A 14,042-nucleotide genomic window follows, 5' to 3' on the forward strand; every position below is an offset into this window, starting at 1 on the left:
CCATTTTCCCGTTTGAATATCGAAGGACTGGGAGGGATTGAGTGAACCCATTTGACGAAATGCTGACCGCAGGTCAGGGAGTCAGAGCGCCTTATGCGGGTCTCCAGCAATGGTATGAAACGCAGACGCCAGAGAAGCTGAGCCGCAAGGTCTCCGATGCAGAGGGGGCCTTCCGTAAGACAGGCATTACCTTTGCTGTTTACGGGGACGATCAAGCTGCTGAAAGACTTATCCCTTTTGACATCATCCCGCGCATCATAACCGGACGGGAATGGCGGAAGCTTTCTCAGGGGATCGAGCAAAGGGTTATGGCGCTCAATGCTTTCCTCGATGACATTTATCATCGCCAAGAGATCGTCAAAGCCGGACGTATTCCGCGCGAGATCATCGCCAACAATGAGGCATTCTTGCCGGAAATGATCGGTTTTCGGCCGCCGGGAAATGTCTACACGCACGTCATTGGCGTGGACATTGTGCGCACCGCTGAAGACCAGTTTTTCGTGCTGGAAGACAATGCCCGCACGCCTTCTGGCGTCTCCTATATGCTGGAGAACCGCGAGACTATGATGCAGCTCTTTCCGGAGTTGTTCCATCAGAACAAGGTCTTGCCGGTCGAGAATTACCCGCAGTTTTTGCGACAATCCCTAGCTGCAGTGGCACCACGGGGCGGCAATCGCGAAAACCCAACCATCGCCGTTCTAACGCCCGGCATGTATAATTCTGCCTATTATGAGCACGCCTTCCTTGCCGACCAGATGGGCGTGGAGCTCGTTGAGGGGCGAGACCTCAAGGTCATGGATGGGCGCATAGCAATGCGCACGACCCAGGGCTTCAAACCAATCGACGTGCTCTATCGGCGTGTGGACGACGCCTATCTCGATCCGCTGACCTTCCGGCCGGATTCCACTCTGGGCGTTCCGGGTATTATGGATGTCTATCGCGCCGGTAACATCACGATTGCCAATGCGCCCGGAACTGGCATTGCCGATGACAAGGCGATCTACAGCTATATGCCCGAAATTATTGAGTTTTATACCGGGCGCAAAGCTATTTTGGAGAATGTGCCGACCTATCGCTGCGCGGAGGCAGATAGCCTGAAATACGTGCTGGAAAACCTCCATGAGCTGGTCGTAAAAGAAGTTCACGGCTCGGGCGGCTACGGCATGCTGGTTGGTCCCGCAGCGTCCAAGAAAGAGCTGGAAGCATTTTCCGTAAAGCTCAAGGCGCGGCCCAGCAACTACATTGCTCAACCGACCCTTGCGTTGTCGACCACGCCGATCTTGACCGAGAAAGGATTGGCCCCGCGTCACGTGGATTTGCGCCCCTTTGTATTGGTGTCTGATCGGGTACGCATTACCCCCGGTGGATTGACGCGCGTGGCTCTGAAAGAGGGTTCGCTCGTCGTCAATTCCAGCCAGGGCGGCGGCACCAAAGACACTTGGATACTGGATGATTAAGCGGGCGAGGGGACCTGACTAATGCTTCTTGGACGCACCGCGAGCGGTCTATTTTGGATGCATCGCTATATTGAGCGAGCGGAAAACGCAGCCCGTATTATTGATGCCGGCCTGCGCATGGCGCTGACGCGCACGAACAATGCCTCAGAGGAATGGTCGTCTGTGGTGTCCTCGGCAGGCGCGCACCAGCGTTTTGCCGATAAGTACAAAAGTTTTGACGCGGCAAATGTCTCGGACTTCATCCTGCGGGACCGGGATAATCCGTCGAGTGTGCTGGCCACGATCGAGTCTGCACGCGCTAATGCCCGCATGGTACGAACTGCGCTAACGCGCGACGCCTGGGAAGCGGTCAACGAAGCCTGGATGGCGCTCAATGACGTGCTTCGCGATCCGGTGCCGCAGAGCGATATTCCGCCGGTGCTTGATCATATCAAGCGACAGACCTCGCTTATTCGCGGGGCTTTTCACGGCACCATGCTGCGCAATGAGATCTTCAATTTTGCCCGCATTGGCACCTTCATCGAGCGAGCGGACAATACGGCGCGTATTCTCGACGTGAAGTATTATGTGCTCTTGCCGGCCGTGTCTTATGTTGGCTCCACCATTGACAATTATCAATGGGAGTCGATCCTTCGCTCGGTTTCGGCGCACCGATCCTATCGTTGGGTCTATGCGGGGGATTATCGCCCGGCGCAGATTGCTGACTATCTCATTCTTGATGGCCGCATGCCGCGATCGCTGAATTTTGCGTATCGCAATATCGTCGAAAATCTCAATTTTCTGGCGAAGGACTATGGTGAGCGGCATGTGTGCCACAGCTCTGCTGAGCGGACGTTGGCGACGCTGAACGACACCACGATCGAGCCGATTTTTGACGGCGGTCTCCACGAATTCCTCACCGACTTTATTGAATGCAACAATCGGCTGGGCGTGGAAATCGCCGAAGTCTACAACTTCGATTGATCCAAAGTGCTACTCACCATCAATCACACCTCTCGCTATGACTATGACCAGCCCGTCAATTTTGCGCTGCAGCGGCTTCGCCTGTGGCCGCAAAATATCGCGGGGCAGGTTGTGCGTGAATGGAGCGTCGAAGTGAGTGGAGCTGATCGGGAGGTCAGCTATGTCGACGGATTTGGCAACAAGGTCGAGTTGTTCAAGCACGAGCGCAGTGCCGACAGCATTGTTGTGCGTGCCCATGGTGCCGTCGAAACGGAAGATCGGGCAGGGGTTGTTGGCAAGAGTGCAGGTGGCCCGCCACTTTGGATTTATGAGCGCGTGACCGACCTCACCAAAGCAGGCCCTCATATTCGCGAGCTGGCAGAGGGCATTCGCGATGAACAGGCCGATCAACTCGCCTTACTGCACACTCTGATGAACACGATCCATTCCCGCGTCGTCTATTCGCCCGGCACAACCAGCGTCGCAACGGAGGCTGAGGTGGCGCTCGATAATGGAGCAGGGGTCTGCCAAGACCATTCCCATATCTTCCTCTCAGCGGCGCGGGTCCTCGGCATTCCTTCGCGCTATGTTTCGGGCTATTTGCGCATGGAAGGCGTAACCGATCAGACGGCTAGCCATGCCTGGGCCGAGGCCTATGTGGATAGTCTGGGTTGGGTTGGGTTCGATGCCGCCAACAATATCTGTCCAAACCACAATTATGTTCGAATCGCCGTGGGCCTAGACTATCGTTCGGCCGCTCCTGTCTCTGGCGTACGGATGGGGGCAGCTGGCGAGACGCTAGACGTCCATATCAGCGTCGAACAGTAGGAATAGGACGAAGACCCATGACGTATTGCGTTGGTATGAAGCTGGATCGCGGGCTCATTTTCATGTCCGACACCCGCACCAATGCAGGGCTGGACAACATCTCGGTCTTCTCGAAAATGCGTAACTGGAGCGTTCCCGGAGAGCGTGCTATCGTCTTGCTGTCAGCGGGAAATTTGGCGACGACGCAAGCTGTTTCAAGCCTGCTGGACGAGCGTATTCGCACGCCAAAACCTGGGCAACCGACACTGCACAGCACTGGAAGCATGTTCCAGACAGCACAGCTCATCGGCTCAGTGGTCAAAGAAGTCATCCGGGATGCCGCGCCGGGTGGGCAGAATGCAGATGCTTTTGGGGCGTCATTTATCCTCGGTGGGCAGATCAAGGGTGAAGAGCCGCGGCTGTTCTACATCTACCCAGAGGGCAATTTTATTGAATCCTCCGCTGACACGCCGTTCTTCCAAATCGGCGAGCACAAATACGGCAAGCCAATCCTGGTGCGCGCTTATGAGCGAGAAATGAGCGTTGATCAGGCGATCAAGCTCTTGCTGGTTTCCTTTGACTCTACGCTCAAATCCAATCTCTCGGTGGGGTTGCCGCTCGATCTGCAGATCTACAACAAGGATAGCTTCGACCTCGAACCACAGAGGCGGTTTGAGCGGAACGATCCATATTACGTGGCGATATCTGAAGGCTGGGGCGCCGCGCTCAAAGATGCATTCCATCAGCTGCCATCACTGGACTAACCGCAGCCAACAATCTTTCGCCGTTTTGGAGCCATCGGCAGTCTGGTTGTCCCCTGGAACGCAATCTGACACTGGCCGTCGGGAATTCAGCAACAAAAACAATGTTGGAATATTCCCCAATTCTGGCACCAAAGTTCCAGAAATTGGCACTGGCCGACAAAAGCAGCCATCAGAATCTGGCACTGGCCGGAGCATTGGAGACGCGAGTCAGCAACGCTTCCCAAAGCTTAACGGAATGCTGACAGTTTTATACAAATATCCTGCTGCATTTCACAGGCAGGCACATGTTCGACGGCACTCTACCGATCTTGAAGGATGACGATCCCGAGTTTGTTCACACCAATGCTGCGTTCATCGCGCTCGCAAATCCGCCGAGCCGTCGAGTGCTCGAGCTTCTCGCCGTGGCACCACGCGACCTTCGAGATTTCAACGCTCACGTTGGCATCCCCAATGACTCCATGAGGACTATCCTCAAAGAGCTTCAGCTTGTGGGGTTCGTCAAAGGGCAGGGAGGAAGGTGGGAGCTGGGCGGACCGGCCCTGGGCCGCATCAAGGACTGGCTGGCCCTGCTGGAATAGCTATAGCCATCCACGCTGGAAGTATTTCCAGCGGTTTACCACCAGATAATCTTGTACCCTCTGAACGTTCAGTCGCTGCATGATTTCGGCCAGTTGCGTCGATACGCCTTTGCGCATCTCCATGTTCGGCAACGATCTGAACGCCCCCTGAAGAGTACTCATCGCATGCTCTTTCTTGAGTACCTGGCGAAGGACTAGGTCAGCAGCGAGTTCCAGCGTTGCTGGCCAACGTTCCGCAACTGCAACACCTCGATGAGCATTCGTAGCCGACTGCGCGACTGGCACTACCTCACACCGTCCGGCGAACCACGCGCACCACTCCAGAACTTTCAGAGCTACCACTGAATCTTCTGTGGCGAAGGGGGGCGGGAGAGCAATCTTTTCGCCAGGCAGCAAACCGAGATGAGCCGCCAGCTTCAAAGCAGGCTGAACGTACTCGCCTCGTGCATAAACTGGACGAGCTTCGCGCAAATCGAACTGACAGTTCTGACAATGGCAGACGGACCGGATTCGCGTCCACGTGAGAAAGTTAAAGCACAATGGGCAGCGATCGATCAGCATCTCGTTCGTGTTGAGATCGAAGGGAATGGCGGGGAATCGCCAAGCCAACCGGATGTACGGTTGATCACCGTCGGCCGCCAGAACGCCTGGAGCTACCCGTCTCCCTTCCCCGATCCAATCGGAAGGGAGAGCCTGCCCCCGGAATACGACCTTCTTGCCCGCCTGGCGCTGCCAACCCAGCGAGCGGAGAAATTCGGAACCGCATCCCGCCAAAACATCGAGTTGGTCCAGAATTCCCGGATGATTCCCTACGTCCGCTAACCGGTATGCCGGCAGCTGGAAATACCGAGAAAAAAGGTCGCTCGTCCGGAAGAAGTGACCTTCTGCAACACGGACGATGATGGAGGCCGGATCCTCATCAGCATGAGCGGGCTCTGGGAAGTCCCAGAGCGGTCCGGTCGGCGGCTGAGATGATTCACTTGGGGTCATCGTAGAGACGGCTTGCACGCTGTCGTCCACGCGCCGCCTTGGCGGCGAGAGCTCGCTGAAGTTCATCGAGCTCACCCTCAAGCGTCTTCGGATAGCTGGGGAAAGGCCCAGAATGGGTGAAAGGGTTGATCTTCAGCATGCGGGTTTCGGTCGCCATCTTGATCTTGAAAGCTCGAGCGAGGTCCCCAACCGTCATCGTTCGAGGCATCTCCTTGAGGTTACCGTCGTCGTCGGTCAATCGACGGAACGCCTCTACCGTGGCTCCCTCAAGAAGATTAGCAAGTACCCCCGGTCGTCCGCGGGTGGCGAAAAAGAAAGCTTCCTCTAATCCCTCGTCGGCAAGGGGCGTAGACACAAACGGCATTTCCTCGTCGAACTTCTTCAAGAATGCCGCAAACTGCCCCTTTTGCTTTTCCGTCTGGTACCCGAGGGGCCGCAACTCAACCAGCGAATGCTTGCTGTCTCTCAGGACCTTGTGCGTGTCGATCAATTCCAGAAGGCTACGATCACCAGTGACAAAGATCCGGAAGAAACCCGCATCTCGCATAGAAACGATCCAGTTGACGAGGTCCTTGGGTGACTGGCCGTCATACATCTTTTGTGCTTCGTCGATGACGAGCATGTCGATCTTTTCACGCTGGAAATGCTTCATGAGCAGCAAGCTTGCCTCTTGCTGACTCGGCCCTCGGGCTGACAACCAGTGCTTGAACAGTTCCTCGAGCATTGTGTTACAGGCTTGCCGAGGAGTGGCCCCATTCTGGCAATTGAGGTAGACGGCACGAGCCGGGCTGCCCAAAATCTTGGAGCAGCCAAACGGTACATCCGGCACGGGCTGCGAGGTCTTGGCAGACATAAACCGCTTGATAAGTTCGCTCTTCCCACACCGGCTGTCGCCCACGAGAAATGCAGGGGAAGACTCACGCATCCGAATTGCATTGTCGTAAGCATCCTCAAGCGCAAGCGTGGCGGTCAGGTTGTTGGCATGCGCCACGAAAATGCGCTGGATTTTCGTGCGGCGCCGCTCCTTGTCCCACGTAGACATCTCTCCCTTGAGTGCCGCAATGCGAGCCTTTCCGTCATCAACAGTCTCGCCGCTCATTAGTCGTCCTCAATAATATCGTGTGTCCAGTTCGTTCTGTTTGCGAAGTTTTCGAACAGATCTTCATCATCTGACACGTCCAACACGCTGCGCTTCTTGCGTTCGGCAGGCTCAGCGACGACTTGCCCGCCATTGGCTTCCTCGTCGTGTTCCTTGAGCAAGTCGTAACGGTCGATGATTTTCCTGGCCCCAACCGTCGACACGCTGGCTGGGCCATCCAGCATCAGCCCTGCAATACGTGGTGCCTGGCCACCTGTGAGCTTCACCTTCGGCTTCTTATCATCGAGCTTGGCTCCCATGGCCCGCAAGGCATTCTCAAAGAGCCGCAGGAAGCCCTGCTTGTAATCAGCAACATTGCTGGCGTCCTTCTTCTGCCGGCGAAGGAAATCGCATACCGCCTCATGCTGCCAAATAGTTCGCCCCTCCACATGCGGGTTTTCCGCCCGCACGAGAATTTCGGCTGGAGGAAACGCTCGTCCACCGGGCAGCTCATCCGAACGCAGGGACACATAAGACTTGCTGACATCCAGCAGGGGAATGCGGAGCGTCACCGGGGTTGGCTTCATGCCCCGATGACCGTGAGCGCCACCAGTTCGGCGAAGCTGCTGGAGTTCGTCAGACCGGTACTTGAGCTTGCGCCATGTGACACCCTCATCGGTGGCAACGGCGTCCACCTCGATGGTGGTCACCAAGTCCCATCTGTCCAGCTCATGCTGAGCAAGGCGCCGGGGACGATGCGACGGACTGTTAGCCCCTCGGATCCAACGTTGTTCCGGGGTCTCGTAGTCCAGATCCTCCTGCGGACGTCGCGCATAGACCTCGATCAGGTACTGGTGAAACAGCATGTTGAAGTCGTCGAGACCGATAGCTGCCTCATGCTGCGGGCGCCGGTCACCACGATCTTGCGGTCCGGACCCGGTGGAGCCCTTCAACCAGTGGACGAAGTCCTGCTCGATCGTGCCGAAATGCCTCTCAACATACGGCTTGCTGTTGGGCTTCTTCGGAACCGAGAGCTCGAAACCGACTTGGATGCGAGCGAGGTTCTGCTGCAACTGCAAGGACACGAACTCCTTGGCGTTGTCGTAGCGAACCTTCACCGGCTTCCCGAACCCCATGAGATCGCCGTTGATGTCGGGCCAACGCTCCCGGACATAGGTCTTGGGACGGATGGCATGGTCGATGCACATCAGGGCAGGGGTGAGCCCACCAGGCTCGAACGTGATCGCGAAACCGAGCGGGTATCCTGAGTGCACGTCGAGTGCCAGGCACACCCAGAAGCGATCCAGCCCCTTTTGTGCGAGTTCCAGACCCAGAGTGGTTTCACCGAGTTGACCCGGGATCGGGTGCAAGTCGAACAGATGGTGATCGATCTCCACCAGATCGAGAATACGCTTTGGCCGCGGGTTCTTGCCGACGGACCCGTACTCGAGGTCAGCCTTTGCGACCCCTTCCTTCTTGGCCATTCTTACCCAAGCATCGTAGCGGCGATACTCGTTATTGACGGTGGAATAAGAGGGAACCGGCAGGGATGTGCCCCGCTCGGCATTCTCCTTCTCGATCTTGTCCTTGACCCGCGTGTGAATCTTCAGCGGTCCCAGCGCATGGGAGAATTCCACCATTTCGCGGATCTGTTCCCCAATGATCTCGAACACCCGTGGCGGCAAGGTTCTGGCGCGGGGCGTGACAGCATTGCCATGCAGTAACCCGGCTTCCTGAATCTGAAGGTTGAACTCGCGGGCGACCCAGCGGAGTACTGAGCGCGGGGCGCGGTTCCGCGGCAGCTCGATCTTGTCCTCGGCCGATACCTGCTGGTTGTGGCGTTCGACCTCGGCCTCGACTGCCTTAATCACCGCCTTGGCGTTGTCCTCATTACGAGCGTATTGTCCACCGTTCGCTTCAGCGTTCTTGATGCGGTTGAGGAACTCGGAGACGAACAGCCAGCGGGCTTCCGCCTTGCGCTTCGGCTCCTTCCGGAACAGGTTGTAGGCCACCTCCAAACGCTGCCGGTGCTCGGCCTCATGAATATCTGACTTGAAGGTTGGCGCTTCCCGGCCGGGCCGGTAGTAGCGCCGCTCGTCCATCAGCTTGAACAGCTCAGTCGTCGTGAGAGCGCGCTGCTTCTCTTCGTGGCCGTTCCAGAACAGGTGCGGCCCCTGCGGCACCTTCATGAGGAACTTGTGCGCCACCTCGTCGATCATGACGACGTCATTCGGCTTGAGGTCGTCCGCCATGAGGTCGTCGAGCTTGCCCAGAGGAAACGCTCCGGGGTCGGGCTGCATCGAGTTCTTGGTCAGCACAATGTTCATGGCCGGACCCTCGTCAGCTTGACCGGCGTGTCGGGGCCGATGGGCTCGAACAGGTCGATTGCGATCAGGCGCTCCGTGATCCGCGAAAGAATGTCACCGCGGGCGAAGTCGGTGTTCTCCAGTGCCGCTTCGCACTCTGCCATCGTCGCGGTTTGCTCGGGGCGATTGCGGAGGGTGCTCAGCAGCCGCTCCAAATTCTCAGCCGTGATCGGCCGACCGGAGTTCGCAAGGATTTCGTCGACGACATCAGGGTCAGCCATGCCCGCCACGTCGACGTCTGTCCAAAGGTCCCAGGTAAGCCCACAGCGGGTATAGGCGTCCCTCACCAGGCGCAGCCTGTGACGCATCAGAGCGGCCTTGCGGTATCGACGCAGTCCGCGCTCGTCACCAGGGGCAGGCTTCTCAGGCCGGATGTCGCAGAGCCGCTTGTACTCCACCCGGATTTCCGCATGCCCCATGAGCACCAGGAAGTCCGGCGTGTACTCGAAGTATTCGACTTCACCGTCGGGCGTTACCCGAAGCGTTTCCGGTTGGCCGAAATACTCGGTCACTGACTGATGTACCTCGAGAAGGCGGGCGACACGCTCCTCGCCGACCGACTCGTGAACCACGTGGCCAGCGTTCTTCCAGCTATAGAAACCACCAACGCGGTTAGGCTTACGGCCGGTAATGATACGACGCACCGGCTCATTTCCGGGAAGCCTGAACCGCTCCACACCCGGGACCAGTCGCTCCCAGTATGGTTCTGCAAGTGCGAGACCTTCCGCCTCCCATGACTTGCCCAATTGCACCATAACGCACCTGCTACTCTGGGCTCTTCTGGCCCGTTCCGGAGACTTCTGCAGCGGCAAGGGTTTATGACTTGCTGCTTCGCTCCTGTATGTTGAAGTTGCTTGCTTTTTTGGTTGCCAACGAGTTCACCGGGATGGTTGGCGAGGCGTTGGCCCGAGTGGTTTCTGTTTAGTTTCCGCTAAGGTCGCAAATGATGGACAACGGTCTCGATGCCGATGCCCATCACCGTCGAAATTTCGGTCACCGTCTTGCCTTGCGCGGCCAGGCTGCGGATCCGATGCCGACGGAACAGGCCAGCGACGGCATCGCTCGGCCAGCCCAGCTCCTGCCGGACGCGCCGCAACGCCATCTGCAACAGCCTTGGCGACATCCGGCCGCCGTACTGGTTCAGGAACAGCGGCTCATTGCGACCAATCGAGGTTGGTACGAGCTGGAGGTAGCGGCCGATGGCGCTGGCGACAGGATGTTCCATGTCGACGATCCGGAAACAGCCGCCAGGCCGTTGAACGACCAGGAAGCCATTACCCAAAGCCTTGTGGTCGAGTGGCGCCATCTCCCCGGTGGACAACCCGAGATATGCCGCCAAGGCAGTGACAGCCAGATCCCGAGACCATTGCCATTCGCGGCTGGCTGCCACGGCGCGCTCGAGATCGAGCAGGTCGGGGGCAGGGGGCAACCAATCGCCCTGCGGCTGCGGGCGCGGAAAGTCGGCCGTCAGGATGGCGCCGCCGGTTCTCAGCTCGCGAGCCAGGAGCCGGACGTGCGTTCGCAAGGAAACAAGCCGCCGCCGGATGGTAGAGACGGAAACGCCATCCTGCTCCCACATTTCAACGAGACGCTGCAGGGCGGACGTATCGAGTTCCAGGATATCCGCGGCGATTGCCACGCGCCCGTTGATCTGCTCCATCGTTTCGGCGACGCGCCTGAGATCACCGATATATCCCTCGCGCGTCGAGGCGGGGCGATCAGCCAGGTGCTCGACCAGGAGGGGCAGGCACAATGCTCTTTCGTCAACCAACGAGCGGCTCATCTGTCCCCTCCTGGCAGATCCTGCGAACGGGTGGCCAGCGCCTTCGCCAACGGGAAGTTGACGACAGCAGCGTTCCGCTTGGGACGGTCCCCGGCGCGGGCCTCGGCTTCATCACGCACCGTCATGGCAATCGCCAGCAGGGCGCGATGGGCAGCCTCCTCAAAACTCTTGTCACCGAGTTCCTCATGAACACGGAGGAGGCGGGTCAGGACCCGGATCAGCAACTCATCCATTGCTGCCTCCCAGGAGCTTGACAGCGTCGGTCCGCTGAGCGCGGCGACAGATCGCCACGAACTTGTCGCCGGTGAGGTGCCGCTGCTTGACCAAGGCATCTGCAACGGCCTCGACGAGGCTGGCGTTTTCTCGCACAATCTTGAGGGTGGCCGTATAGAGCCGCTGCAGGTCCGCCTCCACGGTCTTGGCGAGTGCGGGATCGAGGGTAAGCAACTGCTTGACCTCCTGCGGCGAGGATCGGTGCAAGAGCCGGTCGCCGAGACCAAGCGAGGTATGCACCAGGGCCAACATGTAGGTTGCCTGGGCGAGGTCACTGGTCTCATCGCCGCCGGCGCCACTACTCACCGAGTTCAGCAGAACCTCTTCACCGCACCGGCCCGCCAGGAGCACCATGGCACGGTGATCGATGTCGCGCCGAGCAATGGCGTCTTCCAACATTACCGACATGCTGGTGCTGCCGCCTTCGAAGGCCTGACGGCTGATGGTGGTCACGCTGTCGACGGAACCCGGCATCAGCACATGACTGACCACGGCATGGGCAGCCTCATGGATGGCGATGCGCCTGACCAAGCCCGGCGGCCGTGTCTCCGGTGGCGCCACCTGCGCGAACAGGTCCTGCAGGGCGACGGGGCGGTTCTGCTGGCGCGCCGCGAGGCGAGCCGACTTCACCCAGTCATGTACATCGGCACCGCTGGAGCCCACGCCCAGCTTGGCAACGACGCTCAGGTCAACATCTGGCAGGTCCTTGCCGAGATGCTGGCGAATGATGCCTTCAAGTGCCTTGGCGTCCGGCTTCTCGATGTGGATGATCTTCGACAATCGGCCCGGACGAACCAGAGCCGCGTCGAGCTTCTCGGGATGGTTGGTGGCACCGATGACGATCAGCTTCGAGCTGTCACCCGAGGTGGCGCTGTCCAGCTTGAGCAGCATGTGCCCGACAACCGGGATCCACCACGATGAATGCCGATCAGCATTCGCACGACTCGGAATCCCCTCGCATTCGTCCAGGAAAATCATGGCCGGCGCTACCGCTGCGGCCGCGGCGAACAACTCATCGATCTGCTTGATGATGCTGTCGAGGTAGCCGGGACTGTTGGCGAACCACTGGCTGACCGAGGTGGGGAAGAACGGGATACCGGCAGACTTGGCGAGGCTGCGGGCGAACGTGGTCTTGCCCAAGCCGGGCTCGGATGCCAGCACCGCGGTGCGCTGGATAGCCGAAAACTCCAGCTTACCGGCACGCCAAGCGTCCAGGTCGGTGATCAGCGCCTTGGCCCACCCCTCCAGTTCCTCGCCATAGCCGAACAGCTCCTCGACAGGAGGTACGTCCTCGAGCCCGGGCGCGGCCTCCGACTTCGCCTTGGACGCGGCCACCAGACGCTCGACGCAGGCCTTGGCGGTGCTGCCGGTGCGGATGGCGCCGCAGATGTCCGAGTAGTCCAGGCCATGGGAGACGCCAGCAGGCATGGAGCGGGGATACCGACCGGTGGCCATCTTGATGGCCTGGCGCAGGAGCTCGTCATCGGGATGATCGATCTTGATCCGGATGTCGGCCGAGGAGGTCATGGCCTTCGGCAGGTAGTCCAGGTTCTGCGTGACGCCGATGATGCGGCCGCCGTTCGCCATGGCGAAGACAGCCTGATCAGAGGTGGTCATGCCATGCGTGGACTTGCGGGGCGGCTCGCTCACCGCGTGAGCAAACTTCCACTCACCCAGCCGCTTGGCTGCGCGCATCAGCGGTTGCACCCACTCGGCACTGGGCGCCTCGATGATCATGCTGGTGGTGCGGTCACGCTTCAGGCGAGCGATATGACCCGGCATCAATGCCAGGCGGATCATGAGTTCGGGGAGAGTGTGGATGGCCGGTCGATGCAAGGACTTGCTCTGCATCACCTCGGCATCGATCGCGTCCATCTCTTCAACGGAGATGTCATCGTAGTCGTCATTGTCAGCCATTGCTGCCTCGTTCTCCGGCAGGCAAATGGCCGAGCGACTACGCGCCCGCCTCTCCTGGCCGGTTGCAGGGGCGCGATCTGCGCCCGGGATTAAAGATGTTCATGGGATGCTCAGAAAAGGGGACGTTTGCCCCATAGTCGGTGGTCTATCCGGCCACGGACCAGACGCACGGAGACGCAAACAGTCGAGAGCCGCTTTCGCGTCTCGGGATCAGTTTCGCCGTCGTTGAAGGTTCGAGTGAACATGGGGGGTACCCGGTGAGGTCCTCCCGAGAACTGCAGCTAGAGGTGCAGTCCGGAACGCTGGAGGACAACGCGATCCGTGCGGCTGCCGGTCGGCGCCGCCTGTAGGTTCTCGCGTTTGGATATCGTCTTCTGCGGGTTCATGACGGGAACAGATAGAGAACTTGGAAAGTCCCGTCAACACCAAATTCGGTCCAGGTCTACTTTCTCACGTTGACGGGCACTCACTTCAGTGTTTTCTTGATTATGCCAATCCAAAACGTAGGAATCGCAACGTGCAGTTCGAGACCCTAGCCGAATACATATCAGCATACCGGGCAGACCCGTCGATCGTTGGATTGCCGGTGCCTGTCGTTGCTGAACATCTCGGCCTTTCGCCGGCCGCGGTGACCGCCAGAGTCCGCAGCGGCTCCCTGGAGGGGTTGCGCATCGGCCGGCATTCCTTTGTCGCGCTGCAGAGCCTCCTCAACGATGAGGACAAGATGGCTGCCGACGTCCGGGCAGTGGAGCGCTATCTATGGAAACAGGCGAAAGCCGGCGTAACGGCAATCTTCTATGAGCCGGTCATGGCGACAGTCGGACTGACGCCTCGTGTGCCCGCTGAGCGCAACCGCATTGGCGCAATCCTGGGCCGGGTTTCCGAGAATTCAATGGACGAGGGCAAGGTAATGCTCTCCGTCCTCGTTCACCGGAAAACGGCAGGGGTCACCCGTCCGGGGCCGGGGTTCTTCGATCTTGCCCGTCAACTTGGGTTCGAGTTCGAAGACGACGATGAATTCGTGAGGAAGCAGACCGCGAAGGTGTTGAAGCTTGCAGCGAAGCAGGGCTGACTCGAAATTCGCGTG

Annotated in this window: 13 protein-coding genes; 6 read left to right on the top strand and 7 right to left on the bottom strand. The window is 59.0% G+C overall.

Annotated features, from left to right (window positions below):
• Nucleotides 1-41: 41 nt before the first annotated feature.
• The 5 genes from JHC09_RS00530 to JHC09_RS00550 all read left to right on the top strand — a co-directional run bounded on the left by JHC09_RS00530 (nt 42) and on the right by JHC09_RS00550 (nt 4,548).
• The gene (locus tag JHC09_RS00530) at nt 42-1,457 is read left to right on the top strand and encodes a circularly permuted type 2 ATP-grasp protein (RefSeq protein ID WP_199530399.1); all 1,416 of its coding nucleotides are present in this window, start codon (nt 42-44) and stop codon (nt 1,455-1,457) included.
• 21 nt (nt 1,458-1,478) lie between these two features.
• A complete protein-coding gene (locus JHC09_RS00535; protein WP_169193891.1) occupies nt 1,479-2,420 on the top strand; it encodes an alpha-E domain-containing protein in 942 nt (313 codons plus the stop codon).
• Between the two features lie 6 nt (nt 2,421-2,426).
• The gene (locus tag JHC09_RS00540; protein WP_199530400.1) at nt 2,427-3,227 is read left to right on the top strand and encodes a transglutaminase family protein; all 801 of its coding nucleotides are present in this window, start codon (nt 2,427-2,429) and stop codon (nt 3,225-3,227) included.
• A gap of 17 nt (nt 3,228-3,244) precedes the next feature.
• Nucleotides 3,245-3,970, top strand: a complete 726-nt coding sequence (locus JHC09_RS00545) for a proteasome-type protease (protein WP_199530401.1) — start codon at nt 3,245-3,247, stop codon at nt 3,968-3,970.
• Between the two features lie 284 nt (nt 3,971-4,254).
• Nucleotides 4,255-4,548: a hypothetical protein gene (locus tag JHC09_RS00550; RefSeq protein WP_182395722.1), complete on the top strand. Its 294-nt coding sequence runs from the start codon at nt 4,255-4,257 to the stop codon at nt 4,546-4,548.
• On the opposite strand, the gene JHC09_RS00555 is transcribed toward JHC09_RS00550, so the two are convergent.
• The 7 genes from JHC09_RS00555 to JHC09_RS00585 all read right to left on the bottom strand — a co-directional run bounded on the left by JHC09_RS00555 (nt 4,549) and on the right by JHC09_RS00585 (nt 12,955).
• Nucleotides 4,549-5,568 carry a hypothetical protein gene (locus JHC09_RS00555; protein WP_199530402.1) on the bottom strand — a complete coding sequence of 340 codons (1,020 nt, stop codon included), beginning with the start codon at nt 5,566-5,568 and terminating at the stop codon, nt 4,549-4,551. It lies immediately after the preceding gene.
• Complete coding sequence (locus JHC09_RS00560) at nt 5,525-6,637, bottom strand: ATP-binding protein (protein WP_182395718.1); 1,113 nt, start codon at nt 6,635-6,637, stop codon at nt 5,525-5,527. Before JHC09_RS00560 ends, JHC09_RS00555 begins: the two co-directional genes overlap by 44 nt.
• Nucleotides 6,637-8,943, bottom strand: coding sequence for a DDE-type integrase/transposase/recombinase (locus JHC09_RS00565; protein WP_199530403.1), 2,307 nt, complete (start codon nt 8,941-8,943; stop codon nt 6,637-6,639). Before JHC09_RS00565 ends, JHC09_RS00560 begins: the two co-directional genes overlap by 1 nt.
• Entirely contained in the window at nt 8,940-9,737 is a 798-nt protein-coding gene (locus JHC09_RS00570) for a hypothetical protein (RefSeq protein ID WP_210338076.1), read from the bottom strand. The genes JHC09_RS00565 and JHC09_RS00570 overlap by 4 nt, the downstream gene beginning before the upstream one ends.
• Before the next feature lie 176 nt (nt 9,738-9,913).
• Nucleotides 9,914-10,765, bottom strand: coding sequence for a hypothetical protein (locus tag JHC09_RS00575; RefSeq protein ID WP_199530405.1), 852 nt, complete (start codon nt 10,763-10,765; stop codon nt 9,914-9,916).
• The gene (locus tag JHC09_RS00580) at nt 10,762-10,998 is read right to left on the bottom strand and encodes a hypothetical protein (RefSeq protein WP_182395711.1); all 237 of its coding nucleotides are present in this window, start codon (nt 10,996-10,998) and stop codon (nt 10,762-10,764) included. Before JHC09_RS00580 ends, JHC09_RS00575 begins: the two co-directional genes overlap by 4 nt.
• Nucleotides 10,991-12,955, bottom strand: a complete 1,965-nt coding sequence (locus tag JHC09_RS00585) for an AAA family ATPase (RefSeq protein ID WP_199530406.1) — start codon at nt 12,953-12,955, stop codon at nt 10,991-10,993. Before JHC09_RS00585 ends, JHC09_RS00580 begins: the two co-directional genes overlap by 8 nt.
• 517 nt (nt 12,956-13,472) lie before the next feature.
• Here JHC09_RS00585 and JHC09_RS00590 point away from each other — a divergent pair.
• Nucleotides 13,473-14,027: a hypothetical protein gene (locus tag JHC09_RS00590; RefSeq protein WP_199530407.1), complete on the top strand. Its 555-nt coding sequence runs from the start codon at nt 13,473-13,475 to the stop codon at nt 14,025-14,027.
• Nucleotides 14,028-14,042 lie beyond the last annotated feature (15 nt).

Source organism: Devosia sp. MC532 (assembly GCF_016461625.1).
GTDB lineage: Bacteria > Pseudomonadota > Alphaproteobacteria > Rhizobiales > Devosiaceae > Devosia.

What these genes read in the sequence shown, in the direction of transcription:
- JHC09_RS00570 (WP_210338076.1), bottom strand. Translation starts at nt 9,737, where the DNA reads ATGGTGCAATTGGGCAAGTCATGGGAGGCGGAAGGTCTCGCACTTGCA.
- JHC09_RS00560 (WP_182395718.1), bottom strand. Translation starts at nt 6,637, where the DNA reads ATGAGCGGCGAGACTGTTGATGACGGAAAGGCTCGCATTGCGGCACTC.
- JHC09_RS00575 (WP_199530405.1), bottom strand. Translation starts at nt 10,765, where the DNA reads ATGAGCCGCTCGTTGGTTGACGAAAGAGCATTGTGCCTGCCCCTCCTG.
- JHC09_RS00535 (WP_169193891.1), top strand. Translation starts at nt 1,479, where the DNA reads ATGCTTCTTGGACGCACCGCGAGCGGTCTATTTTGGATGCATCGCTAT.
- JHC09_RS00545 (WP_199530401.1), top strand. Translation starts at nt 3,245, where the DNA reads ATGACGTATTGCGTTGGTATGAAGCTGGATCGCGGGCTCATTTTCATG.
- JHC09_RS00585 (WP_199530406.1), bottom strand. Translation starts at nt 12,955, where the DNA reads ATGGCTGACAATGACGACTACGATGACATCTCCGTTGAAGAGATGGAC.
- JHC09_RS00550 (WP_182395722.1), top strand. Translation starts at nt 4,255, where the DNA reads ATGTTCGACGGCACTCTACCGATCTTGAAGGATGACGATCCCGAGTTT.
- JHC09_RS00565 (WP_199530403.1), bottom strand. Translation starts at nt 8,943, where the DNA reads ATGAACATTGTGCTGACCAAGAACTCGATGCAGCCCGACCCCGGAGCG.
- JHC09_RS00580 (WP_182395711.1), bottom strand. Translation starts at nt 10,998, where the DNA reads ATGGATGAGTTGCTGATCCGGGTCCTGACCCGCCTCCTCCGTGTTCAT.